Origin of the sequence: Paenibacillus jamilae (genome assembly GCF_050482105.1) — a bacterium.
GTDB lineage: Bacteria > Bacillota > Bacilli > Paenibacillales > Paenibacillaceae > Paenibacillus > Paenibacillus jamilae_B.
In genome coordinates, this window is the sequence record NZ_JBCNHI010000003.1 from 1 (window position 1) to 24,850 (window position 24,850).

The 24,850-nt window shown below is 46.5% G+C and carries 28 protein-coding genes; 11 read left to right on the top strand and 17 right to left on the bottom strand.

Annotation, left to right across the window (positions count from 1 at the left end):
- Window positions 1-1,319 (bottom strand): DEAD/DEAH box helicase (locus tag ABEW32_RS01215; protein ID WP_430183946.1); only part of this gene is annotated, 1,319 nt, incomplete at its 3' end.
- Between the two features lie 339 nt (window positions 1,320-1,658).
- Here ABEW32_RS01215 and ABEW32_RS01220 point away from each other — a divergent pair.
- From ABEW32_RS01220 to ABEW32_RS01250, 7 genes are read left to right on the top strand one after another with little or no spacing between them, the layout of a single operon-like run.
- Window positions 1,659-2,267: a hypothetical protein gene (locus tag ABEW32_RS01220; RefSeq protein ID WP_430183948.1), complete on the top strand. Its 609-nt coding sequence runs from the start codon at window positions 1,659-1,661 to the stop codon at window positions 2,265-2,267.
- A gap of 39 nt (window positions 2,268-2,306) precedes the next feature.
- Window positions 2,307-2,951, top strand: a complete 645-nt coding sequence (locus ABEW32_RS01225) for an immunity 50 family protein (protein ID WP_430183949.1) — start codon at window positions 2,307-2,309, stop codon at window positions 2,949-2,951.
- A complete protein-coding gene (locus tag ABEW32_RS01230) occupies window positions 2,944-3,354 on the top strand; it encodes a hypothetical protein (protein ID WP_430183951.1) in 411 nt (136 codons plus the stop codon). The genes ABEW32_RS01225 and ABEW32_RS01230 overlap by 8 nt, the downstream gene beginning before the upstream one ends.
- Before the next feature lie 43 nt (window positions 3,355-3,397).
- Complete coding sequence (locus tag ABEW32_RS01235; protein ID WP_430183953.1) at window positions 3,398-3,904, top strand: HEAT repeat domain-containing protein; 507 nt, start codon at window positions 3,398-3,400, stop codon at window positions 3,902-3,904.
- A gap of 29 nt (window positions 3,905-3,933) precedes the next feature.
- On the top strand, window positions 3,934-4,563 hold the full coding sequence (locus ABEW32_RS01240) for a hypothetical protein (protein WP_430183955.1): 630 nt from the start codon (window positions 3,934-3,936) through the stop codon (window positions 4,561-4,563).
- Window positions 4,564-4,591: 28 nt separating this feature from the next.
- Entirely contained in the window at window positions 4,592-5,152 is a 561-nt protein-coding gene (locus tag ABEW32_RS01245) for a hypothetical protein (protein WP_430183957.1), read from the top strand.
- A gap of 2 nt (window positions 5,153-5,154) precedes the next feature.
- Window positions 5,155-5,589: an immunity 26/phosphotriesterase HocA family protein gene (locus ABEW32_RS01250; protein ID WP_430183959.1), complete on the top strand. Its 435-nt coding sequence runs from the start codon at window positions 5,155-5,157 to the stop codon at window positions 5,587-5,589.
- Window positions 5,590-5,657: 68 nt separating this feature from the next.
- On the opposite strand, the gene ABEW32_RS01255 is transcribed toward ABEW32_RS01250, so the two are convergent.
- A complete protein-coding gene (locus ABEW32_RS01255; RefSeq protein ID WP_430183961.1) occupies window positions 5,658-6,197 on the bottom strand; it encodes an SMI1/KNR4 family protein in 540 nt (179 codons plus the stop codon).
- Between the two features lie 374 nt (window positions 6,198-6,571).
- Here ABEW32_RS01255 and ABEW32_RS01260 point away from each other — a divergent pair, with 374 nt between their 5' ends.
- Complete coding sequence (locus tag ABEW32_RS01260; protein ID WP_430183962.1) at window positions 6,572-7,231, top strand: hypothetical protein; 660 nt, start codon at window positions 6,572-6,574, stop codon at window positions 7,229-7,231.
- Window positions 7,232-7,397: 166 nt separating this feature from the next.
- On the opposite strand, the gene ABEW32_RS01265 is transcribed toward ABEW32_RS01260, so the two are convergent.
- Window positions 7,398-9,032 carry a DUF6138 family protein gene (locus ABEW32_RS01265; RefSeq protein WP_430183964.1) on the bottom strand — a complete coding sequence of 545 codons (1,635 nt, stop codon included), beginning with the start codon at window positions 9,030-9,032 and terminating at the stop codon, window positions 7,398-7,400.
- Window positions 9,033-9,190: 158 nt separating this feature from the next.
- Here ABEW32_RS01265 and ABEW32_RS01270 point away from each other — a divergent pair, with 158 nt between their 5' ends.
- A complete protein-coding gene (locus tag ABEW32_RS01270; protein WP_430183966.1) occupies window positions 9,191-9,967 on the top strand; it encodes an SMI1/KNR4 family protein in 777 nt (258 codons plus the stop codon).
- Window positions 9,968-9,984: 17 nt separating this feature from the next.
- Window positions 9,985-11,403: an SMI1/KNR4 family protein gene (locus tag ABEW32_RS01275; RefSeq protein WP_430183968.1), complete on the top strand. Its 1,419-nt coding sequence runs from the start codon at window positions 9,985-9,987 to the stop codon at window positions 11,401-11,403.
- 64 nt (window positions 11,404-11,467) lie between these two features.
- Here the strand turns inward: ABEW32_RS01275 and ABEW32_RS01280 are convergent, their stop codons facing one another.
- A complete protein-coding gene (locus tag ABEW32_RS01280; RefSeq protein WP_430183970.1) occupies window positions 11,468-12,082 on the bottom strand; it encodes a TetR/AcrR family transcriptional regulator in 615 nt (204 codons plus the stop codon).
- The gene (locus tag ABEW32_RS01285; RefSeq protein ID WP_430183972.1) at window positions 12,054-13,592 is read right to left on the bottom strand and encodes a phytoene desaturase family protein; all 1,539 of its coding nucleotides are present in this window, start codon (window positions 13,590-13,592) and stop codon (window positions 12,054-12,056) included. The genes ABEW32_RS01280 and ABEW32_RS01285 overlap by 29 nt, the downstream gene beginning before the upstream one ends.
- A 311-nt stretch (window positions 13,593-13,903) precedes the next feature.
- Between ABEW32_RS01285 and ABEW32_RS01290 the strand changes: the two genes are divergently transcribed.
- On the top strand, window positions 13,904-15,139 hold the full coding sequence (locus tag ABEW32_RS01290) for a peptidase (protein WP_430183974.1): 1,236 nt from the start codon (window positions 13,904-13,906) through the stop codon (window positions 15,137-15,139).
- A gap of 114 nt (window positions 15,140-15,253) precedes the next feature.
- Here ABEW32_RS01290 and ABEW32_RS01295 read toward each other — a convergent pair whose 3' ends face one another.
- The 12 genes from ABEW32_RS01295 to ABEW32_RS01350 all read right to left on the bottom strand — a co-directional run bounded on the left by ABEW32_RS01295 (window position 15,254) and on the right by ABEW32_RS01350 (window position 24,630).
- Window positions 15,254-15,361: a putative metal homeostasis protein gene (locus tag ABEW32_RS01295; protein WP_016822819.1), complete on the bottom strand. Its 108-nt coding sequence runs from the start codon at window positions 15,359-15,361 to the stop codon at window positions 15,254-15,256.
- A 241-nt stretch (window positions 15,362-15,602) separates the two neighbouring features.
- On the bottom strand, window positions 15,603-16,478 hold the full coding sequence (locus tag ABEW32_RS01300; protein WP_430183976.1) for a cysteine ABC transporter substrate-binding protein: 876 nt from the start codon (window positions 16,476-16,478) through the stop codon (window positions 15,603-15,605).
- A gap of 18 nt (window positions 16,479-16,496) precedes the next feature.
- On the bottom strand, window positions 16,497-17,252 hold the full coding sequence (locus ABEW32_RS01305) for an amino acid ABC transporter ATP-binding protein (protein ID WP_430183978.1): 756 nt from the start codon (window positions 17,250-17,252) through the stop codon (window positions 16,497-16,499).
- An 18-nt stretch (window positions 17,253-17,270) separates the two neighbouring features.
- On the bottom strand, window positions 17,271-17,948 hold the full coding sequence (locus ABEW32_RS01310; protein WP_025677530.1) for an amino acid ABC transporter permease: 678 nt from the start codon (window positions 17,946-17,948) through the stop codon (window positions 17,271-17,273).
- Window positions 17,929-18,594, bottom strand: coding sequence for an amino acid ABC transporter permease (locus ABEW32_RS01315; protein ID WP_430183979.1), 666 nt, complete (start codon window positions 18,592-18,594; stop codon window positions 17,929-17,931). The genes ABEW32_RS01310 and ABEW32_RS01315 overlap by 20 nt, the downstream gene beginning before the upstream one ends.
- 219 nt (window positions 18,595-18,813) lie before the next feature.
- Window positions 18,814-20,262, bottom strand: coding sequence for a SulP family inorganic anion transporter (locus ABEW32_RS01320; RefSeq protein WP_430183981.1), 1,449 nt, complete (start codon window positions 20,260-20,262; stop codon window positions 18,814-18,816).
- Between the two features lie 290 nt (window positions 20,263-20,552).
- Window positions 20,553-20,957 (bottom strand): PIN domain-containing protein, encoded by a 405-nt coding sequence (locus ABEW32_RS01325; RefSeq protein ID WP_430183983.1) that lies wholly within the window; start codon window positions 20,955-20,957, stop codon window positions 20,553-20,555.
- On the bottom strand, window positions 20,958-21,197 hold the full coding sequence (locus tag ABEW32_RS01330; protein WP_016822811.1) for a hypothetical protein: 240 nt from the start codon (window positions 21,195-21,197) through the stop codon (window positions 20,958-20,960). It abuts the gene before it with no gap.
- Window positions 21,198-21,261: 64 nt separating this feature from the next.
- Window positions 21,262-21,834 carry a hypothetical protein gene (locus tag ABEW32_RS01335; RefSeq protein WP_102997491.1) on the bottom strand — a complete coding sequence of 191 codons (573 nt, stop codon included), beginning with the start codon at window positions 21,832-21,834 and terminating at the stop codon, window positions 21,262-21,264.
- Window positions 21,835-21,858: 24 nt separating this feature from the next.
- Window positions 21,859-23,529, bottom strand: coding sequence for an ABC1 kinase family protein (locus tag ABEW32_RS01340; RefSeq protein ID WP_430184658.1), 1,671 nt, complete (start codon window positions 23,527-23,529; stop codon window positions 21,859-21,861).
- Between the two features lies 1 nt (window position 23,530).
- Complete coding sequence (locus ABEW32_RS01345) at window positions 23,531-23,890, bottom strand: phasin family protein (protein ID WP_430183985.1); 360 nt, start codon at window positions 23,888-23,890, stop codon at window positions 23,531-23,533.
- A gap of 101 nt (window positions 23,891-23,991) precedes the next feature.
- Window positions 23,992-24,630, bottom strand: a complete 639-nt coding sequence (locus ABEW32_RS01350) for a ThuA domain-containing protein (RefSeq protein ID WP_430183987.1) — start codon at window positions 24,628-24,630, stop codon at window positions 23,992-23,994.
- Window positions 24,631-24,850 lie beyond the last annotated feature (220 nt).

Here is a 24,850-nt window from a genome sequence, read left to right on the forward strand (position 1 = left end):
CTGCGATCCCGATCATATCCACGTTCACTGCTACTGCGGTTGGAGCGACGCTCGCCGCTTGCACTGTCACGACGACCCGCCTGTTCGCGGCCACCGCGACGTCCGCCACCAGCATCGTTGCCACCAAAGGAACGGCGGTCGTTTCTACCTGAGCGATCATTTCTGCCCTGCCGCTCAGCCGTATCGGGAGCAGATCTACGCTGTCCGCCGCCCTCACTGCTGGTGAATGTGACACCAGCAACTCGTTGGATGTTCCGAAGCTCAGGAATATCCCTTGGCGTGGCAAGCGTCACCGCAACGCCTTTGCCTCCGGCACGACCGGTGCGTCCGATGCGATGGATGTAGCTTTCGGCATCCTGCGGCATGTCATAGTTGAAGACATGCGTGACGCCTTCTACATCGAGGCCGCGCGCAGCTACATCTGTCGCTACGAGCAGTTGAAGTTTCGCTTCACGGAACGCCTTCATCACTTGCTCCCGTTTGTTTTGGGACAAGTCCCCGTGCAGCTCACCGCTCTCAAACCCCATCTCCTGGAGTTCCTCATTCAGTTTGGAAGCGCGACGCTTGGTACGGCAGAAAATAACAGCCAAATACGGACGATCTGTATTCAGCATATCTACCAATGCCTGTTGCTTACCACGGTCTGTTGTTTGCACAACAACCTGACGGATTTGGCTCACTGGAACGGAAGAAGCTGATTTCACTTTGACATCAACGGGTTCGTTCATATAGACACGAGCCAGTTTGCGAATACCTGCTGGCATCGTAGCGGAAAACAGCATGGTTTGTCTTCGATAAGGAACCTCCTGAAGAATCGTCTCCACATCGTTCAAGAAGCCCATGTGCAACATTTGATCAGCCTCATCCAGGACCAGCATTTTAATGCCGCCTAGATCAAGCGTGCCACGTCTCAGGTGATCCAGCAGTCGCCCAGGTGTACCAATAATCAGTTGGGCGCCGCCTTTTAGTTTGCGAAGCTGACGCTCTACGTCCTGTCCTCCGTACACAGCTAGCAGGGATAAACTTGGCTCCGCAGCAGCCAAACATTTTGCTTCCTCTGTAATCTGGAGCGCCAATTCACGTGTAGGTGCAATCACGAGCGCCTGCGGATACCGCTTGTCCAAATTCAGCTTTTGTAAAATCGGCAGTAAAAACGCAAGCGTCTTCCCCGTTCCCGTATGTGCCTCGGCAATCACATCCTGACCTTCCATCAACAGTGGAATGGACTCCTGCTGTACAGGTGTTGGCGCTGAGATGCCCTGCTCTTTCAAGGCTTCTACCCAATGTTGCTCCACGCCTAATGCTGTAAAATTCTTCAAGTTGTATTCACTTCCCTTATCTGTATTCAAAATGTGTCACGTAAAATAGGTTCATGTGCCATATGACATCTATCGTTCCATAGTTCAGAATTCCCATTTTTGTATCGGTTCTCATTCTCCCCTTTTCAGGAAGGGAGCATATCCGTTATCGTTGAATCTGTTCATGTAACTCAACATACGGCCGCAAGGCGGCTCAGGCCGTTCCATATATGACTTTCCTAGTATACGCGAAGTTGAACTGGTTTCCAAACGATTTTAACGATTAACGCAAAAGGTGAATTCAATCATCATGTCATATATTATGGTAGAAGAATTGGTAATTCATAAAATAAAGGATGGATGCTTGTGGTTAATAACCTACATTATAATTTCATAATGACAGGTTCCTTGTCGGAGAAGCACACTTTATTTTCCGAAGAGTGCTTTACTCACCTGTTTGATTGTTTTGAAACGCTCCTGAACATATCAGGAATCCGCAATACCCGTGTGTCTGTCTATCAATCTGGGGCGAAGAAAGTCAAACACGGCAAGATTCGCTGGGACAAGCAGGAACTGCTCCGCATTGTAACCGATAATGAATTGACTCCATTGATGCTGGTTATTGAGGCTCCCAGTATCAAATCGTCCTATAACAAAGGGACAACGCCGGAAGTTTACATTCTTTTGTCCAATGACCCTATGGGTCAATCTCTCAACAATTGCGGGATGCTTGTTTCGATCCGTCAGGACGTTTATGAACGTATTGACCAAACAAGCGTCGAAGATGTTATGCTGCAGCTCAGCCAGTTAATAAAAGCAAACAAACTGTTACATAGCTCACGTAACTTTTATGCTGGCAGCAAGGCACGCGCCATTATGGATATTCTTCCATTTATGCTCGAAAAGGATACCCCGGATATGAAGTATGTTTTTCAATCGTGGACTCCGTACCCTTTATGTCACACTTAAACTATCCGTCTTACCATTAATCCTAGGAGGCTGCAATTTATGCAAATTCAAGTTCGTAAGGTTGAAAAAAAAGAAAACGAATATCTCATTCATTATCAAGCTGGGGGAGCGCTGCCGTTCGTTCCGCATGATGTTATCCTGATCCATAGCAAACAGTATTTTATAGGTACGATTTTGAAGGTAGAGCCGGAACAGGCCCTTATCCGTATCAATCCCGAATATGAAGACCAACTGACAGGGTCCATCGGACTGGAACTGGCATTCTCTCCAACCGTTTCTATTCAAGGTGCTGACAGGATTGTCGAAAAGCTCGGCTATTTCCCACCTTTTCACTATGACCGAATCACGGCTGCCAATATGACGAATGATCAGATTACGCTGACGATTGAGCTATCCTATGCTAGTGTATTAGTCCCTAAATCACCGGCTCTGGAGCCTTCGGCTGAGGCACCTGTGATCCCTGAAGCTCCAGCCAAAGATATTCCACGCTATGCAGTGACGTTTACATTTTTGGAAACCAAAGAGCATGTATTAACCCCTGTAGAAACAGAAAATATCATCTTGCAGCTTGATTTCCGCTATGAAGAAGCAGACATGGTCGTTGATATCGATGCCTTGTCGGGACTGTCAGGTAGCTTTCTGTGCAGAGGTATCCGTGCAGAGATTACGGAACTTCATGAATAAACAAGAAGCCCGTGAGCTGTTGCGCTGTCATTCTTTTATTCACGATGATTTGGAGCATCCCAAAATGCAAAGCGGATTTCTAGGGATGCTTCGCCCCTTCCAAGGCGAACTGATCGAGGATAATTTCCATGAGCTGATGACCATCATTGAGGTTCTGGCAGATGAGTTGGAGAAACCGTCCGTAGAACGGGAGCTTATCTCCGCTCTGTGGGGGATTTGTCAGTATACACGGGCATGGGCATTGTATCCTGATAGTATGCTGCAACGAAATCACCTGCTGACCGTAGAGCAGATTAGTACCCTTGACGATTGGATTGATACGATCTCCTATGCGGTTATGGTGCTGCTGGAGGGTGGCGGGACGGAAGAAGCTTTATCAAACTACAAACATAAGAGTAGGTAATACACAATGCCAAAAATTAATGGCTAAGAAGTAAGGAGGGTATATGTCCATTCAAACCGATGATGACGGAAAGACATTTTTATCTATTTTCCCTACACTATCCTATGAAGATCAATTGGTATCACTACGCGAATTAACAGCAATCCCCCAGCCTGTGGAGGACACGATCGCATTACTTTTGCAGCTTGCGCAGCAATCATCCGAGGATGATCTGCTTCGTATAGAAGCGCTGAAGGTCATCGGACTATATGCAGATCAGAGCCAGCAGCCGATGATCATGCAAGGAATTCGCGAGCTGGTATCCAAGCCTGATGAAGATGATGATGTGCGAAACGCAGCTTTACAAACTTTGGCATGGATGCCTTGTTCAGAAGCAGAGCTACGATTAGCTTTGGACTTAATCCGCGGTGATACATATATCTTAGTCAAAGGGGCCGCTTTTGCACTGCTCCGCGCACATAAAGCCAACCCTTTCGCACAACATGCGCTGAAACAATTATTGGAACATGAGGAATTCGGCGCATCTGCCCAACGTGAGCTGTCCACATAATCGACCACCAAAGGAGAATTACTCTACTCATGCGTGTACGAATATTTATATTCATATTGATTATCGGAATTATATGTGTGCCTGCCTATTTCATTATGAGCAGCTTTGGGTTATTCCAAAATGAAAAGGTGCTCGTCCATTACAAGGTTGCCGTTGAGGTAAAAGGTAAAAAGTATGATGCCTGGCCTTTAATCAGCAGCTATACTGCGATCGATAAAAAGGGGGACCAGCGTCAGCTCTACTATCAGGCAGAGGGCTCAGGTATAGAGTATCTGTTTCAACTAGCCTATGGACAATATGAACTCAAGCCCTCCAAAGAAAATCCCTTTCTGGACGGAGGAATCCGTTACACCATGGACCATCCTGAGTATGTACGTGAGGAAAAACAGTATAAGAATGCCAACGACTATACGGAGTTAACTCATTATTACAATCAACAGGAGCAGGTTATTTATACTTATAATCCTGAAGCCAGACTCGACAAAACCTACGTTCGTTCTATCATAACCGCTGGGATGACTCGCACCACTGGCAATTCAAGCCGTCCGGTAAAGGATAACTATATCAATATCAGCAAGCTGTTTGAGGACAAGCTGGGAGTCCATGTGAAGATAGATGTTGATGAGGACAACAAAATCGTGACCCTGTCCATGTCATAATGAACGAATAGAAAGGAAGGTGCTACAGATGACAGAAACACATCATGCTAAATTAGGACCCGCTTATTTGGATGGTTGGGTTGTACCCGAAAACCCGGAGGCATGGATCGAGCAGGAATGGACAGGTAAGCTCCGTTCACAGACTGGAAATACGAAATTCCACATTTTCTATTATGGAGAGTGGATGGATGAGTTGATTGCTGTGTCAGAATTTGCACCTCAGCTCATTATTGCAGAAGATGCGATCACAGGTGAGCAGATTGTAATTTTTGATGGAACCCGCCATGGTTACGACGCACTGCTGTGTGAAGTGTATACGGAAGAACAGCAGAACAATCGCACTCCCCTGCTACCTTATCTGGACGATGATGGTGAAGATACCTTTAAGGTGACCGTGACTGCTTTTTATAATGTTGATTGGGATGACGAGTTTGCAGATGATGTGGATGAGAACGGGCAGCTGGAGCTGATCAGCGGCGAACGGTGCGATTTTGAAGAGGCAAAGCGAAACGGATTTGATGCGATCAGCATTACGATTACCAGCGCTAAAGGCTTAAAAACAGAGATCATTCAGGAAGAGCTGGCCTGACGATGGTATTGAAAAGAATCAAACATCAGGAAGGCGACATTTTTGTTATCCCTATGCATGACGGCCGATTTGCGGTATGTCAGGTGATCTGCGCGCTGTATGGTCGATTCAAAAAAGCATTCTCCTTTGGTGTTTTATCCATAGGTCAGAATCAAGCGTACGAGGGTGAAACCACATATCTTCCGTTCACCAATCAGCGTGGCCGATTCGAAGTTATTTTCACCGCCACCCAAAATCTCGCGAAGGGAGTATGGCCCATTATCGATCATCGCCCTCTAACCGAGGAACAACAGCAGCTAAAATATTTTAATTGCGCGGGTCATCTGTATTGCGGGGATGAATATATACGCAACCTAGAACTGAAAGAATACAATCAATATACTATAATGGGCGTGGCTGGATATGAGCTGGTACAGCAATATTTAGCACAAGCATAAAGAACAAGAAGAATAGCAACGCAAAGAGCCACCTTAAAGTTCGAAAACTAGGGTGGCTTTTTAACGATTCAAAAGGGTTCAAATGTATAAGGGAATCGTGTACGATGCGCTCCCAAAATCGACTTTACGCGTTCTGCATCCAGCAGTGTTTCGACGAATCTATACAAATCCGGGGTTGCATACCGAAAGTTGCCCCACGTGCGCAGATTTAAAGCATAAATCGGGAATTCCCCCCGTTCATCAGGCGATTGAACATCCCAGATCAGCAGGTCATCCTCTCCACTGGAAGCGAAGGGAACAGCATGCTCCAATAATTCCGGGAAACCGTCTGGCTCCAGCGCTGCTTCTTGTAAAACCTCTTCCGATTCCAGTACATCATCAAACCAGGCTCGCCAGTCATGGTAACGACGAAGCCATGAATCCGGGTGATCACCGAGAGGAATATGAATGTTCCATAAGCCGCATAATCGTCCGTAGCCAAGAGTTTTGACGTAATCTATATAGGAAGGCGGAAAGCCCCTGTCATTTTCAAAACGATGCTTTATAAGAAATTCCTCATCATAGTAGGCCTGAAATTGCGGACGCTGCAGTCCTGTAAAAATGCTCATGCTCGCCCCCTCCTTTCGCGCATCTCTATTCACCTTTTCATCCTTCGGCACATTGAAAAGGCCTTTTTCAAGTGTTAAAATGGGAATAAGATGTATATTCTAAAAAAGAGTGAAGATGCGTCAACATCCTCACTCTTGGCAACAGCCGCTTTTAAGGGCGGTAGCCGTGTCAAAGGATGATCATTGAAATAGACCGTTTGCCTTTGTCGAGGGCGGTCTATTTCTTTTTATGGAAGGAAAGAATCAGGGCCCTTACCTCCTTCACAGGAGACTAGCCGACCGCCCATCTAAGCCATTCTGTTGTTAAGGAATATTATAACATATGATATATAAAAAGTACGTTTTTACGTTCTTTTCGAAAAGGAGGAACGAACATGGAGCAAAAACGCTTCAAAGATGAATATGGATATAAGTATGACTTTGCCGCCGTGATCTGGAGGGAAGAACAGGTAGCTGTCCACTGCCCTTGCTGTCAGGGCCAAGCTTTTATCTCCAAATCCAAAGAAGACTGTTATTACGTTATTCGCTGCTCTCATTGTTACTACACATTTCAGCAGCCAGAATCGTATAAATATTATGCACGCGGCGTATGCAGCCACTGTGAGCGGTATTTTAATATTGAAATTCATGATGACCGAACGGTTACTCATAAACATACGAATATACACTGTCCGCACTGTGAGACACGCAATCAGGTTCCGGTGCACCGTATGCAGTCACGTGAATGGCATACGGACGTGATCCAAAATGGAAAAGATCCTATCTTCCAGCTCCAACTGTACTTCCTTGATTACTATCGGGGTAAACCAGTCTGGGCTCTTAACCGAGTACACCTGAATTATCTGCTCTCCTATATCTCTGCGGAGCTGCGAGAAAAACCCACATCCGGTATGATGCGTACAGCTTCCCATTCCATCCCCAAGTACATTAAAGATGCTAAACATCGCCAAGCCATCTTAAAAATATTACAAAAGCTACAGCATAAACAAACGTCTAAGGGAGAGTATTCCAAACATGAGTATACAAACTTTTGACAGCCTAGAAGCACTGGCCCAGGCCGTTTCCCAGACCATCACGTACAATCATAGCTGGAGATAGCGACTGTACAGGATGTTATTGAAGTGCTACGCCGCAGTGGAAGCGAGCCGGATGTTCAACGCATTGCGCAGGGACTGCGATATGATCATGAATACAATGCTTTTATGGAATAAGCGTCTCCAGTATCTCTTTTACCTCAGGAGCAGCCTGCTTCAGGCTGTTTTTTAGTTTCTTCCCGCCACCCCATATACGATAAACGATCGTCTCTTGTTCGTAATCCTTCAGCTGTAGAAGCACATCCACTAACGCCTGTGCCTGCTCTGCACTTTCAATGCCCGCCGATTTTAGTGGTTTGGCAGACTCATTGCCTGCCAGAAGAATCCTCGTCCAAACAGGGATTGTGTCCGGCGTCAGTCCGTGCGCGTCAGCAAATACAGCAGCGTAACCGTCCTGTACAGACTGATGCTCACTATCCACCAGCCTCATATAACGATCCACTAACGAAAAATACGCTGTTCCCTTAAGCCCTAATCCCATCACCGCATAGGTTCCCGGCATCGCCGACTTTTCCCCTGGCTCTACATCGTTGTACCACTTGAATTCTTCCATCACAATATCGGCATATTCAGCAAGCAACGGATGCAATGAGGGGTATTCAAGTGCATTGGCGAAGAAACGATGTAATGCGGATTTAGCCAACTTGGGTATGGGGAGATAGTTTTTCAATTTGCTTTTGAACTTCATCCCATATTCCTTAGTAAAGCCCTTCCGTAATATATCACATAGATATACGAGTGCTTCTCTGTAGCTTTCTTCTTCCTCAGAACGAATCTGAACCTCCAGTGTCTGCAAAATATCATTCGCTTGGCAGGCGACTCGCTCGCTTGTATATGCTGCCGGAATGCTGCCCGAACCACTCTTAAGCCACTGAACAGCCTGCTCCGAGCCCAGCTGTGCAGCAATCTCCAAATACTTTTGCCGTGCATCGGCATCGGTCAGACCCACGCGCATCGCGGTCAACAGGAACATCTCCATGGCGGGGGCGGGAATATCTGAAGGAAGAATATCGGGTCTCACCGTATAATCAAGCCCGTAATTTTTTTCTTGATCTGTATACTTAGCCAAAAATTCATCTTCAGCCCAGTGCATTAAACCTCTGCTCAGTTGGTGCCTCCATGCTTCTTCTCGCTTGCGGCTGACCTGCACTTTTGCATCCATTCGATTCAGCAGCTCATTCACCCGCTGGGCGTCTATAGGGTACAAATGAGGATCAAGCAAGTGCCTTATGAAGAAGAAATCGTCCTCTTCCTTTGGTATAGCTTTACTAGTAGGGCCTAGCTTCTGCTCCACAAACTGTTCAATAGAAGCTAACAGGTGCTGCCGCTTATCTTCGTTCAGGAGCGAGAATGTAAAATGATTGGTCTTATTCTCTAAGACCACCTCCAGATGAAATTCCAGCCGATAACGAAAAAATATGGGACTAAATGCTTCCGAATTAAACAGAGCCGCTATCCGTTCTTTAAACACAGGCATCCATTCATCCTGCACCTGCTGGAGTGTTACCTCCTCTGCAAAACCGGAAATTTCCACATCCGCTCTACGATGATCCCAATCAAACGGCTCGTAGGTATCCACCCATAATCCGTCTCTCTTACAGGTAACTTTTAAGAAATCATGAATCCCCTCGTGAAGGACGCTTTTCGTCTTGAATTCGGAGATGCGCTTTTGCTCAGAAGCGTACCTCTGGTCAATCTCCTTAAAAATTGGATCTATGTAGGCCTGTACCCCCGATGTCATACGATGTGTTCCCCTTTCGTACCCCCACAAATTGTAGTTCTTACATAATTGAGATAGACTAATATTTAACTATTTTATTTCCTGATTATAGCATATCTCTCATTTATATTTGGACTCTATCCCTATAGATAGAGTGCTGGAAAGCAGGTGTATTCTACATGTATTGGGTTTCCACACAACACACGCCAGTGGCTGCCGATGAAATGACAAATTTCGAACATACCCATGGCATAACTTTACCAACTCCCTATACTTCATTTCTCACCCAATACGGGCCAGGCACCTATTGCGGTCTGCTGGTAATTGAACGACCTGATCCTCAGCTACTGCAATCCTATGCGGAGTACGAACTGTGGACGCATGATGATAACTGTCCGATCACCGCGCAACAGCTGAGCGAGTGCGTGGTCGTTGGCAGCTCCATTGATGGTGACTTTCTAGCGTTGCACCCTCAGATCGAGGGGTTGCTTTGGCTGCCGCGACATTCGGAGGTCATTACTATGAAGTCATTAGATATTCAAACCCCATTTACAGAGACGCTGGAGCTTATACTACGGGATGAATTCGGAAAAATGGAGCCGTTTCCGCGTTATTTTGAACCTGTCAGCCTGGACAGAACCGCGACAATCCTGCTATTCAATCCCCCGGATACGGCCGAAACTTACGCTCCAGCCCATCCGAACGATCCAATCCTGGATATAACTCCAGCATCTATACAAGTATTGGCTCAGCGGTTTAAACAGCATTTTGACACAAACCTATGGATCGAAAACGAGCATATCTGCCTGGCTTTTTTCCAGCTTCTTGGCGGATACGTGCGTTTTAACTATGCATATGGACGCGAAGTGGCGATCATCTATGAACCCAAGGCGATAGCACTTCGTGATGAAATTCTATCATTCTTGCAAAGAGGGCATTGCCGAATTGTAGAGTAAGAGGAGGACGAATACGAATGACAGTATATTTTGCACATACCTTAGAAAAGCTGGGAGAGATCGCTGATCGTCTGAGACAAGGTGGAATGCCTGACGTGGCATACCAATGCACGAAGGGGATTTCCGAAGAGGAACGGACGGAGCTGGAGGAACGATTGCAGATTACTTTGCCTGCCTCCCTATCTGAATTATTAAAGCGGTGTGGTAGCTTACATTTGCTATGGTGCCTCCCTCAACAATGCGTTGTAGTCGATGAAACAGAGTGTTCATATAAGGGCAGCCCTGATCTTGAACAAGAACCGAATAGTCTTGACGATATTACAGGAGAATTCGGCTGGAATCATGAGGAAATAAGCTATTTTACATCCTATGGAGAAAACATCGACTCAGCAGCGGACAAGCAACGATATCTCATTTTGAACTATAACGGCGCTGGTGACCCGATCCTGCTTGATAGAGGGACATCCGCAACAGAGCCAGCGGTGTTCTGTTACGAGCACGAGTTGGACCGGTTCACGCTACTTGCGGAAAATCTACCTGCCTATATTGAAACCATGCTTACCTTGCACGGGCTATGGCTGTGGGATTGGTCTAACGTGTCAGACGAGCACGGTATTCAGCCAAACAGTCCACCGCTGCAGTTGTGGCAGCGCTGGTTGAACATGTTCTGCACGATGAAGCTGGAGGATGCCCAGTCGTTGGAGACACTGATCCAGTACACCACCATGCATGGGGTGGATCATCCTGCTGTATTGCAGGCTTTTCAAGCCTATGATCCAAAGGATATTTTTCTTGCCTGGGAACAGCGCATTCAGCGTAGCCCGGCCCAATTCGCTACATGGGCATTTTTTATTGGGGAGACCGCAGGGATTGGAGCGGCTGATTGGGTCCGCTCCTTATGGAAGCCGGACATGGATACCACTACCCAAGCATGGAATTCATCCGCTTCAAAAAACATACATGCTAAGAGGGCATTTGTCTCGACACGTGCCTATCTATCCGCTCGCTGCCTGCCCGAGCAGGAAGGGCTGACAAGTGTTTACAACGATCTAATGCAGCATACGGCGCAGGATGGCAAATTAGAAGGATACACCGTTAGCGGGCAATTACAGCATTTTCATTCACCACAGGTCATTGATTGGATGCGAGATAAGGTCAATCATCCGGTTGATGGCTGGGCAGTCCTTTTCGCTTACTCCCGTCCTACAGCTGAACAGGTGATTGAATGGCTATCCAGTAGCGAGCTTCATCAGAAAATTGCTACCGAGGCGCTGGATATCATAATTCAGCGTGATCTTCTGCCCGGTCTAGAAGCAGACGTCTGGGCTCGCATCTCAAACCTGCTTCATGCTTCTTTACAACTTATGATGCTCAAAAAAGATAAACGTCGCATTGAGGCCGTGCTTGAGCAGCTTTCACATTTGGAACTTCGTTAACACTGGAATCGACGTATGCAGACTTGCATACACAGGGGGAGAAGGAAAAAAATAAGCCGCTTCATCAGCGGCTTATTCCCCGAATAAAAGTATCTATAGTAAATGAAATCAATTCATCATTTGATTTTGCCATAGGAAGTTCAAAATTCAGGAGCAAAGAAGTCAATCCATGCAGCATACTCCATACGGATCTAGCCATCAGGCGCTCATCTCCTTGAATGATACAGCCTTCCTCCATAGCGGCTTTGAGTCCGCCCTCAAGCAACTCAAACCCTTTAAAACTCCCACTGTCTATAAGGGTAACCGAGCTTACAGATTCAAGGTTGCTGATAAACAGGATGTTGTAGTATTCGGGATTAGCCATGCCAAAACGGACATAAGCATCGGACACTGTTTTAAGTGTGTCCAGAGCGTTCAATCCCGCTGCCCGTGCTTCGTCCACACGCTGCTGAAGAGCCTTCAGGAACAAAGCATTCCCCTCTAACAGCAGTTCACGGACAACCGCTTCCTTATTGGAGAAATAATGATAAATAGTCGTTGGTGAATATTCGATCTGATCCGCGATTTTACGCATAGAGACCTCAGCATACCCTTGGTTCAAGAAGAGCGATCTGGCAGCCTCAATGATTTTCCTGCGGATCTCACTGCTTTCACGTTCTCGGCGTTTGATATGTTTCATGAGTAGATGTACTTGCCCTTTCTGCCTTCCCCAATTTGGCGGCGATACGATCAGCTTCCATTATACCCGAGTTCATAGCTCCTTGAAACCCGCCCCCAGGCTGTGTCCAGGCCCCTACCAATGACAGACGGTTCACCGCTGATTTGTGCTTCAGTCTTTTGATACCGGACTGCCGCACCGTTTGCGCGTAGCCATAAACGGCTCCGCCGGGATTAGCAGTATACCGCTGCATGGTGCGTGGTGTACCCAATTCGGTCACCACCACTTTGCTGCTAAAACCAGGATATAGCTGTTCAAGGCATTCCAGTATCTGCTGTTTTACTGCTTCCTTTTTGGCTTTATATTCAGGACGTACGCTAGGCCAGTTCTCCAATCTGTCCAAAAATGTAATTGCAATGACACCCTTTCCCGGTTCATTGAGTGTGGGGTCCATGGCGTTATAATTTGTGAGCATCCAGTTGCCTTTCATATACTCTCCGCTCATCATGACTTCATAATCCGTCTCCGAATCCGGCTCGTTACACAGGATTAAGTCTTCTTCGGTGATCCCAAGCTCACGAGGCTCGCATGATAGCCCTAGATACAGCTGAGTGAGAGACGTACCAGTTTCCAGTCTGGTTACAGCCTCCAGCTCACGACGGGCAACATTATGATTCTCCAGCAGATGACCATAGGTATGGTGGGGACTAATACCAGATACAACCCAGTTGGCTTTATATACATCCCCTTTTTTCAGTCGTATACCAGCTGCTTTACCGCATTCAAGTATAATTTCAGACACCTGACTGCGCAGGTGAACTTCTCCTCCTGCTGATTGAATAGCATCGACCAGTGCATTGGATAAGGCCTGTGCACCTCCCTGAATATAATACGTCCCCTCCAAATGATAGCCAATCCAGGGAATGAAAAAATACAAAGCCGCAAGCCGTTTCGGGGGCAAACCATAATAAGGCCATAGGGCGGTGAAAAATTCCGTGAAGCGGTCAGACAAGCCAAACTGGCTTACAGCCTCCCAGGTGGTCATTTGCGTCCAGCGGAAGAAGGTGCCTGCTTTGAGCAGGCCAGCCATCCTACGCCAGGAAGTAAGGGAAGAAAAAGCGGTGAAGCCTGTCTCAAAACGGCGAATGCCCGCGAATAGCTTGTCAATGGCAGCTACCTCAGCAGGAAACATGCCTTTGAGGAGCTGCACATACTCTTGCACATCCGACGGGATATCAATGATCTGCCCTTCCCAGCGAATGGAGTAAGGATGCTTTTTGCGGAGAGGAACGATTCGCTGGTCCACATCGCAGTCCTTTAACATCCGACCGAAGCTCCCCTCTTCGAGTCCGCCGACACCGTGTAAGGAGACATCAAAGGTATATCCTTTTCTTGTGAACTCAGTAGCAAAGCCGCCAGCCAAAGTATGACTTTCAAACACAGCTGTCCGGTAACCCAGCGCAGAAAGTCTTGCTGCACAGGACAAACCACCCAGCCCGGCGCCAATGACAATAACATCATATTGGTTCATAATTTCATCCCCTTTTGTTAACATCGTTATATAAGTTAACAGTGTTAAATTAAGGAGATTATATACCAACTCATCCTGGTTGAGAAGGAAAATTTTTTATAAAAACATCCAAAAATGTAGCGCTTTCACTTGTCAGATTCCAAGGAGGATGCTATTCTTCAAGTGGGATTGTTACTGAAAAGGCAAAACCCGAGTACACTTGTGTACCCGGAGTTTGCCTTTTTTGATTTGTATGAGTTCCACAGCATACAGTCAAGCATCCCGAGCATATAGTAAGCGCTTTAAAAATAAACACCAAAGGAGATTATCTTATGCAAAAAAGACGTTTCGCCCTTGTTCTACTATCTTTCGTGCTCCTGCTTACGATCTTTTATCCATCCTCCAGTTCTGCCGCGGCAGCAGCCGATGTTCCAGCGCCACAGGCTACCCTGCTTACCCAGGTACAGCCTCTGGGTGAAGTTGTTTCTGCCGTTGTACTGAAGTACAGCACCAATATTGACGGAGCATCCCTGTCCACTTCCAGCTTTCAAGTTCAATCTGTGCTCAATGATGTATACGCAGACAGAACTGTGACTGGTGTATATACCAACGATACTGGTGCCATCACCAACCGCAGCACTCATGGCAAATATGTCGTAATCGAGCTGGATACGCAGGACAAAAATGCAAGCACCCTTACTTACGATTCGACAAGCGCAGTCAACCGTATCAATCCGTTGAGCTATTACATTAGCCAAAAGAAAGATATTGCAACTTCAAAGAAAACAGTCATTCCAGCCTCTACACAGGTTGTAAAAGCAACCGATAAAGTGACACCCATTGTAGATGAATTTCAAAAAAACACTTTTGAAAATAAAGACGGCTTCAAACTGAACTACTTTACATTTGAACCTAAAGTAGAGCCAGGCAAAACCTACCCGTTGGTTGTATTCCTACACGGAAACGGCGAACGTGGCGACGGAAACGGGGTTAACCTGTTAGCGAATGCCGGGGCCGTTACTTGGGCTTCTCCTGAGCAGCAAGCCAAGCACCCATCTTTCGTTATCGCTCCTCAAAGCCCGATTGACCTAGAGCATAAATTTATTTGGGCAGATGAACCACGCAACAGTGCTGTTGCCGATTTAGTACGTGAAACGGCCCTGAAATATCCGATCGACACCAACCGTATCTATATCGTAGGTATTTCTCAAGGTGCCATGGGGACATGGAGATTGTTAGAAAAAAATCTTGATCTGTTCGCTGCTGGCGTACCCATTGCCGGTCTGACCAACTATGAAAAAGCGGTTAACATGTATGCCCCTGTTGACCCTACACACGTTGAAGTATTAAAGAACGTTCCGATTTGGGCCTTCCATGCGGCGGACGATACGACAGTAAGTCCTAAGAACTCGGAAGAAATGGTTGCTGCCATCAAAGCACAGAACGGAAACCTCATTCACTTCACTGAATACGAAGCAGGGATTATCAAACCTACAGGACACTTCTCCTGGGTTCCGGCTTTGCAAAATCAAGATATGATCGAATGGCTGTTTGCACAAAAGAAATAAAAAAAGACACCTGCCTTCCTGTGTACCACCATCAGGAAGGCAGGTGCAAAATCAAAACGAGGAGACTAAAAAATTTGACACTGGTATTGCCATTTGCAGTTAACTTGAAGCTAGTTACTTCGCGCGCTTCGCAGCTTTGATCGTTCTCAAAGCCCGTCTGCGCGTTACCTTGTTCGGACTGCTGAGCTGTCTTCTGGCAGTAGCCACATCCGTTTTAGCCATGTGTAAAGCACCATCCTATTCACTTAGGCTCATATTGGGAGTCTGCGCCTAAAGACTTAAATGATAATGAGAATCATAATCATTTAAAATTATATAATGAAATCTACAAGCATGCAAGAGCTTTTGGAAGTATGTGCCTCGATTAAGAAGTTGCCCGTCCTCTCTTTTCCCTATATTAAAGAAGCGTTAGGACCAGCAAGCCCCACGCTTCTTTATGCTTAACAAGTAACTTATACGATGATTAATTCACCTTTCCACCCTCTACAACTAACTGATCCGTAAAGCCTTCTCCGTAAACAGAGGTCAGTGTGTCCTTATAGGCTTGATGGACAAAATTCTCTTTGCCCAACGTAGCCAGTTCGTTGTTGACCCAGTCCAGCAGTTCCTTATTTCCTTTTGCTACTGCGGGAGCAATCGTATCTTGACCACCGAAGGCTGGAATGCTTACAGTGAAGCCAGGATTGGCCTTTGCCCAAGCGATCAGCTCTGTATTATCATTGGCAATGGCGGCACCGCGTTTGTCTTTGAGAGCCGAGAAGATTTCGGTGTATTGATCGAATTTGAGCAGCTTGATGTCAGGATAATTTTTTGTAAAATAGGTCTCTGCCGTCGTTCCCTTGGCAACAATCAGCTTTTGATCCGAACCCTTCAATTGATCAATCGTAGTGATGGGAGCACTGTCGGGTGACACAATGCCAAAGGATAATTTCATATACGGGTTAGCAAAATCGACTTTTTCTTTACGCTCATCAGTCACAGTAAAGTTAGCCATAATGATATCTACCTTGTTGGATTCCAAATAGGCAACCCGGCTGGCGGCATCCACCAGAACGAACTCCACCTTCGACTCGTCGCCCAAGAGATCTTTGGCAAACCGTTTCGCAATATACACATCAAAGCCTTGATTTTTCCCTTCTGAATCTACATAACCAAAAGGCGGCTTATCCGCGAATACACCGATTCGAATCTTGCCATTCTTTTTAATGTCCTCAATTGAAGCAAATTTAGCTGAACCTGAACTACCGTTGGTATTGCCGGCCCCTGCGCATCCTGCCAAGCCGACGAGCAGCAAACTCAAAGCCAGTAATAATGTTGTGAACTTCATCCCTTTTCTCATCTGTATTCATCCCCTTATTTATAACGTTTCGTACTGAAATATATCCAGAAAGTGCTGGGCACGCTCTGTTTCCGGTTGGGTAAAAAATTGCTGTGGTGTAGTCATTTCACATATCTGTCCTTGATCCATAAAAACGATACGATCTCCTACCGACTTGGCAAATCCCATTTCATGGGTCACGATAATCATAGTCATCCCCTGTTGGGCCAGCTCCCGCATGACATCCAGCACCTCTCTGACCATTTCCGGGTCCAAAGATGCGGTCACCTCATCAAAAAGCATAATTTCAGGGTTCATACACAGGGCGCGCACAATTGCAATCCGTTGCTTTTGCCCGCCTGATAATTGTCGCGGATATGCATCCTTGCGGTCCAGCAGACCGACTCGCTCCAATAGCTGCTCCGCTTGCTTAAGCGCCTCCTGCTTGTTTCGCCGCTGAACTTTAAGCGGGCCGAGCAATATATTTTCCAAGACGGTCATATGTGGAAACAGCTCATAGTTTTGGAACACCATTCCGATATGCTGCCGCACCTCACGCCAATTCACTTTTGAATCCGTCAGATCCTGTCCTCTATAACGGATATCTCCGCCCTGGACTGGCTCTAGACCATTGAGACATCGAAGAAGCGTGCTTTTTCCGCATCCCGAAGGACCAAGAATAACCACAACTTCCCCTTTCCTTACGTCCAGACTAATCTGCTGCAGCACTTTTCGGTCACCGAAGCTTTTGTCCAGCCCTCGAATTTCCAATAAAACCTCCACAGCTTCTCCCATGACACCACCCCATTCCTGCTAATTTTGCCATCTGCGTTCAAATCTTTTGGAAAGTCTGGATAACGGATAGCATACAAGAAAATACAATATAAAAATAAAACCATACACCCAAAAGGATGCCGAAGGCGCTTTGATTACACCTAGCTCAATAATCTGCTGCCCAACCTTGACCACTTCTACTACACCGATCAGCACCACGAGTGAAGTGGTTTTGATCATCCGTGTCGCCAGATTAATAGAACCCGGAAGCATTCGTCGCACCGCTTGGGGAATGAGCACATGACGGTATAATTGCCAATAGGTCAGTCCCAATGCCTGCCCGGATTCCACCTGATGTTTGGGCAGTGATTCCAGCGCACCACGTACGATGTCACCAATTTCCGCCGCTCCCCACAGACTGAATACGATAACGGCCGTTAGTTCCCCGCTGATATTCACATTCAGCAAGGGCGTAAATCCAAAATACACGACATACAACCACACCAAAATCGGAATAATGCGGAATGTCTCCAGATAGAATCTCAACACGAATCGAATGGGTTTTGATTGTAAGGTGCGCAGCAGACCCATCAAAATGCCTAGCAGCGTACCGATAATAATGGAAAGTAATGCAATCTCCAGCGTAACGAGCAATCCTCCTAATAGACGCTCAAAATTCGAACCTTCAAAAAGCACATTAATCCCCGAACTCAGCATAACGCACCTTCCTTTCCACCCAAGTCAATAGCATCGACAAAGGCAAAAGCAGAACGAGATATGCCAATACCAGCAGAATCAACGATTCTGTCGTTTTGTAGTACATACCGATCAGATCCTTTGCCACATTCATCAGATCTAGTAAAGCAATGGCACCCACAATGGAAGTCTCCTTGAGCAGAAAGATTGCATTGGCTCCCAAAGACGGAATACTGATGGCAAATGCCTGCGGCAAAATAACATATCTCGCCAGTTGTAACTTGGACAGTCCGAGACTCAAGCCGGATTCCGTTTGGGTTTTACTCACGGCTTCGATTCCACCACGGAATGCCTCAGCCATATAGCCCCCGCCCAAAAAGGTCATGCCCACAATAGCACACGTCATTTCGCTCATATGCAGACCTATCTTCGTAAACCCGTAGTACAGAAAATATAACTGTACAAGCAGCGGCGTATTTCGGGAAAGCTCGATATAGGCTACAATAATTCCACTAATTCCTCTCACCCTGTAATACAGCACTATGCTACACAGCAAACCGACGACTAGTGAAAACAGAATAGCAAAAATGGCAATCTTCAACGTCAGCCACATGGCTTCTCCATATAGCGGCAAGCTTTCTACAATAAACTCCCAGTCTAAGTTCATATGTACATACCTTTCAATTTTCAATTATTCCTATGTATTTGCTATGCTTAATAACAATGATTGTATTCCTGCCCATTTATTACGTCAATACTTTGCTGAAAATTTGTCATATTTATCTATGATTTAGAAGGAAAACCTTTATTTCATTTCAGAAATAAATAAAAAAAGCCTGAAATGGATGAATTCCATTTCAAGCTTTGCTTTATGCTATACGATTCATCACATAATGGGCTCTGTAACTACAGGACCACCGAGCTTTTCCACAATTAAACGGCTTTCCTCATTTAACCCTTGCAGGGTAATAGATTTACCTGAGTTTCTGTATTTTTGCAGCACCTTGCCGATGGCAGTAACCGCTGAGTGATCCCACACATGCGAATGACTAAAGTCCACTATAACACGGTCTGGATCATCCGAAGGTTCAAAATGATCGACAAAATGAGTCGTTGAGGCGAAAAACATCGGCCCCCTGACATGGTACACCTTGGCTCCATGATCCTCAGTCGCACTGATACGAATTTTAGCCATTTTCCAGCCAAAATGTAGAGCACTCAACAGCACACCTACGATCACGCCCTTGGATAAATCATGCGTAGCCACCACGATGATGACCGTGACTATCATAATAAACGTATCTGCTTTGGGAACTTTGGCGATGTTTCGGAGCGATTTCCAATCCACGGTTCCGATACACACCATGAACATGACTCCCACCAACGCGCCCATAGGTACTTCCTTTACAACCCCGCCAAGCACGAGCAGCAGAAAGGCCAAGAACACCCCAGCCGTAAAAGTGGACAGACGTCCTCGTCCGCCTGAACTCACATTAATGACGGATTGTCCGATCATGGCACAGCCACCCATACCGCCGAAAAAGCCATTTACAAAGTTGGCAATTCCTTGCCCACGAGCTTCCTGGTTTTTATTGCTTTTCGTTTCGGTCATTTCATCCAAAATACTAGCTGTCAGCAGTGATTCCAACAGTCCAACCAGCGCCATCGTAAAGGAATACGGCAGCAAAATCCGCAACGTGTGCCACGACCACTCAATTTGCGGCCAATGGAATGAAGGCAGTGAGCTGGTTAGCGTACCGATATCTCCTACCGTTTTGACATTCAATCCAAAAACATACGTAATGATCGTCATGATGATGATTGCTGTCAACGGGGCGGGAATGCTTTTCACAAATCTCGGTAAAATATACACAATGAGCAATGTCCCCGCTACCATGGCGTACATGATCCAATTGGCTCCATGAAAGTGGGTTAGCTGTGCCATAAAGACGAGGATCGCCAGTGCATTTACAAACCCGGTCATGACCGGCTGTGAAATAAAGCTAATAAAGCGACCTATTTTCAAAACACCCAGCAGTACCTGAATAATCCCAGCTAAAATGGTAGCTGCAAACAAATACTCCACGCCATAATCCTTGACCAAACCAACGACCACTACAGCTACAGCCCCGGTTGCTGCTGAGATCATCGCCGGACGTCCACCTGCAAAAGAAATGACAATTGCCATCGAGATGGAGGCATACAGTCCGACCATAGGATTGACACCTGCAATGATGGAGAAGGCAATCGCCTCTGGTATCAATGCCAGCGCCACGGTCATGCCCGCAAGTATATCAGCCCGGATATTACCGAACCATTGTTGTCTAAGATTCATACTGTTTCGTTCCAGCCTCCTATATTCACAGAGAACAGCATCTTGACCCGCAACCCGAAATTGCTTTGGGCATCCGTCCAGCGGTCAATCGCTATAGCTCTCCTATCATTCAGCTCGTCTCTCTCAAACGAACCCGCTCCGTTACATTCAGTCCATCATTATAACGCAAGGGATTCGTAGAGACGAATGAGTTGAAAGGCTGTTTACAGAATGAAAACGTCTATTTACTTGAAATAGCGCCCGTTTTCTTTATCTAATTCGTTTTCTTATATTTAATTTTTTTTGCAATTCTAAGCTTCCAGCCTACTAAAGTTTATCACCTTAACTTCATATTCTGATTCTGCGAACTGTAAATCTTGATCCGCCGTAACCAGTACCAATTGGTTTATAATAGCTGTCGCAAGAATCAAAGCATCTGGGGTCTTAAGCCTTCTTGCATACTTATCCTTTTGTTCTCTTCTGATACGCCCCGCTTTAATTGCGATCTCTGAATTAACTTCAATAAATTCCCCGCCAAGAAAAGGAACCGAGCCTAAGTCTGTTTCAGTGGACAATCCAGCTATAAATTCGGACTGAGTTATGACAGAAAAGAAAATATTCTCTTTATCTTTCTCTGCTTGTTGTATTACTTTATCCAAGGATGTATCAAGTCTATGAAGGGCAATAGCTGCATTCGTATCAAATAAATACCCCATTTAGTCCCAATCCTCCCTGGATTGCTTAACACTCTCTTCAATCTCAAGCAACTGCTCCTTGCTCAGGCTGCCTCGGGAATTCAGAACAGCTTGCAACCCTTTTGGTAACGGGGACTCTAAATCAATGACCTCCGTTTCCCCCTGTTTGTTCTCAATAGTAACTTTTGATGGTTCAAACCCAATATCACGAAGGAGACTTAGGAGACGTATTCGATGTATATCCGTTAATTTTTTTGCCACTAAAATCACTCCTTAGCAAAAGATTTGCTTCCAGTCATAGCTTGACTAATTCGTTTTCTTATATTTAAAATTTTCGCAATTGCTGCACAAGCTCTGATAGGGATTCAGCAATCTCAGAGTCGGCATAGCACTGGAGCAAGCTCTCAAAATCAGGCAGCGCTTGCTTTAGTAACCGACAGCTATAGTCATAATAGCTCCAAAAAGCCACCGGATCGTAGCCGCGTGCTTCTTCCTCTTCCCACTCCAGTTCATCCTCTTCCGGGTCGCTGTCTGCCGGCCATAAATATTTCTCATCCAGCAGCACGGTCAAGGATTCCACAGATTCCTGTGCGTCCGCTTGTAGATTCTCCATGTCCAATGCCTGAACAACCGTATGGTACAACCCCAACTCGCTCAGTGTGATATCCTGCGGTCTTTTAACATGCATATTCCGCAATAAGAATAGTAACGCCCATGGGGTAACCTGCCACAGTGTTCCTTGATGCTCTATCAGATCAGCGATGGCTTCGTACTCCCCATTGGATACCAAATGCGGCAATTCCGTACCTCTGCCATAAGGGGTAGTCAGGCGGTGCCACGGTATATCCGCAATTTCAAGAGTATTTATTGAGTCCATGTTCAACTTATGAGTTCCCATGACGCCTCCTTTTGTAGTCGGTATCTAGAATCTTCCTGATTTAAAGATGGAATACAGTAAGAAAGCTACCATTAAGAGAGCTACAACAAAACCAATTTCAATCGCAGGTACGTTCCATAGCATGGTTACCTGATGATTTAGCGATGAACCGATAATCAGCCCGACCATAATAATGCTGAAGGCTAACAGCACAATACTGAAAGACAAGCGATTGCTGATCTGATCCAGCTTGCGCAAAAGCTGCTCCAGCTCTGGTACGGTAACTTCCAGTTTAAGCTTACCCCTGCTGATTATTGAGGACAGGTGCCTCGTCTGTCTCGGCAGTTCCATCAGCGTCTCCACCAGTTCAGTCACACCCCCCAACAGCTTGCCCCGAATACGACGACCACTGAAGCGTTCCTTCAGCAGCTTGTTACCAAAAGGCTCGGCCAAAGCAATAATACTGAGGTCAGGGTCCAAGTGCTCCACAACCCCTTCTAGTGTCAGCAACGCCTTGCCAAGCAGCAGGATATCCGATGGTAAACCAATCCGATGCCGCTGTGCTGCGCCAAACAAGTCATTCAAAGCATCGCCAATACTGACCTGTGAGAAGGGAACATCCGAGTAATCTTCGCGTATTTTGTCCAGATCAGCTCGCAGCGCATTCAGATCGGTGTCCGGTTCGACCAGCCCTAGCCGTTCGATGGCCCGCACCATGGCATCGGTATTTTTGCGCATCAAGGCGATGATGAGGGAAGCGAGGTGATTCTTCATTTCTTCGCTTAGCCTTCCTGCCATGCCAAAGTCCAGATAAGCGAGACTTCCATTGTTCAGGACGAGCAAATTCCCCGGATGGGGATCGGCATGAAAAAAGCCTTCCATAAAAATTTGATGCAGCATGCTGTTGACCAGCCGCTGCGCCAGTTCTTTCAAGTTATAACCACGGCGCAATAACTCTTCACGACTTCCCAAGTGAGTTCCGTCCAGAAACTCCATGGTCAATATACGCGAGGAGGTATGGTCCCAGTATATTTTCGGAATATAGATATGTGGGTCCTGCTCAAACTGGAGCGCAATCTTCTCTGTGTTACGGGCTTCATGGTTGTAATCCAGCTCCTGGATAAGCGATCTCCCCAGCTCTTCCACCATCTGGCGAAGCTGATAACGCTCTACCCATTCCCAGCGTTTGGCTGCCATTGCGGTCAATTCCCGTAAAATGTCCAAATCCCGCCGGATGATGCGATTAACGCCTGGACGCTGGATTTTAATGGCGACCATTTCACCGCTGTGCAGCTTGCCCAAATGCACTTGCCCGATCGAAGCAGCCGCCAGCGGAACATCGTCAAAACGAACCAGTATGTTTTCCAATGACGTATCCAGCTCCTGCTCCAAAATGCCACGTGCCGTGTCAGGCGAAAAAGGCGGCACCTGATCCTGGAGCTTAACCAGTTCGCGAATAATAGGCTCTGGCAGCAGGTCAGCACGTGTGCTTGCCAACTGTCCAAGCTTGATGAATGCAGGCCCCAGGTCCTCCAGCACAAGCCGAATCCGTTCACCTAAGGTTTTGGACTCGGGGGTTTCTCTCGTCAGCCACTTGCGGGGCAGGGATAGCAGCTGGAACAGGCCCATTTCCTCCACCATATAACCAAAGCCATGACGCGCCAGCGCCATGGCAATTTCCCGGTAACGACCGGCGTGCTTCATGCGAACGGCCATTTTAATCCAACCGGTTCGCTTCTTCAGCGTCACTCGAACCCGTAAGCGCCGCCTTTTCTTTTTCCAGCTCCGCTACCTGTTTTTCCAACAATGCCACACGTTGCTCCAAACTTGTGACATCATTTTCGGTAGGTACTTCCAGTTCCTGCAAAATGCGGCTAACCTGCTCACGGATCATGGTTTTGAACTGTCCCTGCTCCTCTGCCCCTCGTTCGATCAGACGATCGACCAGCGCTTTGGATTCCGTGGGTGCAAGTTCTCCCCGGTTTACAAGATCCTCGACGGCTTTCTCCACCTTTTCTTTGCTGACAATGGTGAGGCCCCACCCCAATGAGATGGCTTTTTTGAACAAATCGCTCATAATATATCCTCCCCTACCTGTGATTACCTATAGTATAACCTGAAAAGGGGAACTGCATAAAGCTCGCAGCTCCCCTCCTTTAATGGATCGAATGATTATATTTAACCCGGAAAGCGTCCGGCCCATTTAGCAGCCTGCAGCAACAGCTTACGGTATCCCTCGTGCTGGAAACTAGGCTGATTATGTCCAGGCATCAGGTAGACGACCCGGCCTAGACCGTAGGACAATGACCATGCAGCTGGCCACCACTGACCTTCATACTCATATTCCATTAATAGTGTTTTTTCAGTGAATGGATCAAAATCAAAACGATACGGCTCCTCTTGAATCTCGAACGGCTCGATTCCTTCCATAACCGGATGATCCGGCTCTGTTACCTTGAAGGAAAGCATCTCCGCTGCCGGATGCCGCAGAAAACGCGCTCCCATGAGCTGTGCAATTTCATACCTTCCTTGCAATGTGATTCCGTTATGCAGCACAAGCAGTCCACCTCCGCCGCTGACATAGGACAACAGCCCTGCTGTTTGTTGAGGAGACAGAACCTCTTTACGGCTATCACAATATGAGATGCATAGATCGAATGAGGCTAGATTTTCCTTCAGCAGCATTTTGCGATTCTCGCTGCATTGCACCGTCATCCAATCTTGTAAAATATGGCTAATCTCTTCGTCCACCCCTTGTAGCGGGTGAAACTCCGGATATGAATAATCTCCTAGCAGCAATGCTTTTCTTTTTTCCATCATAAATCCTCCTTGCCTGACTTGTATATAAGGACTTTAAAGGCGGCCCCGATCTCTTGTTTAGGAGGCAAAACGCTCTGAAAAATCTGTTTGGCCCTCAACTATTTCCCATAACACCGCCATCACCGTCCAAGCTACGGCATATATAAATAATTCTACAGACGGCCTATTAAATCCTTTAGCAGAAGATTATAGCATATATATTCGCTCGGAATAAACT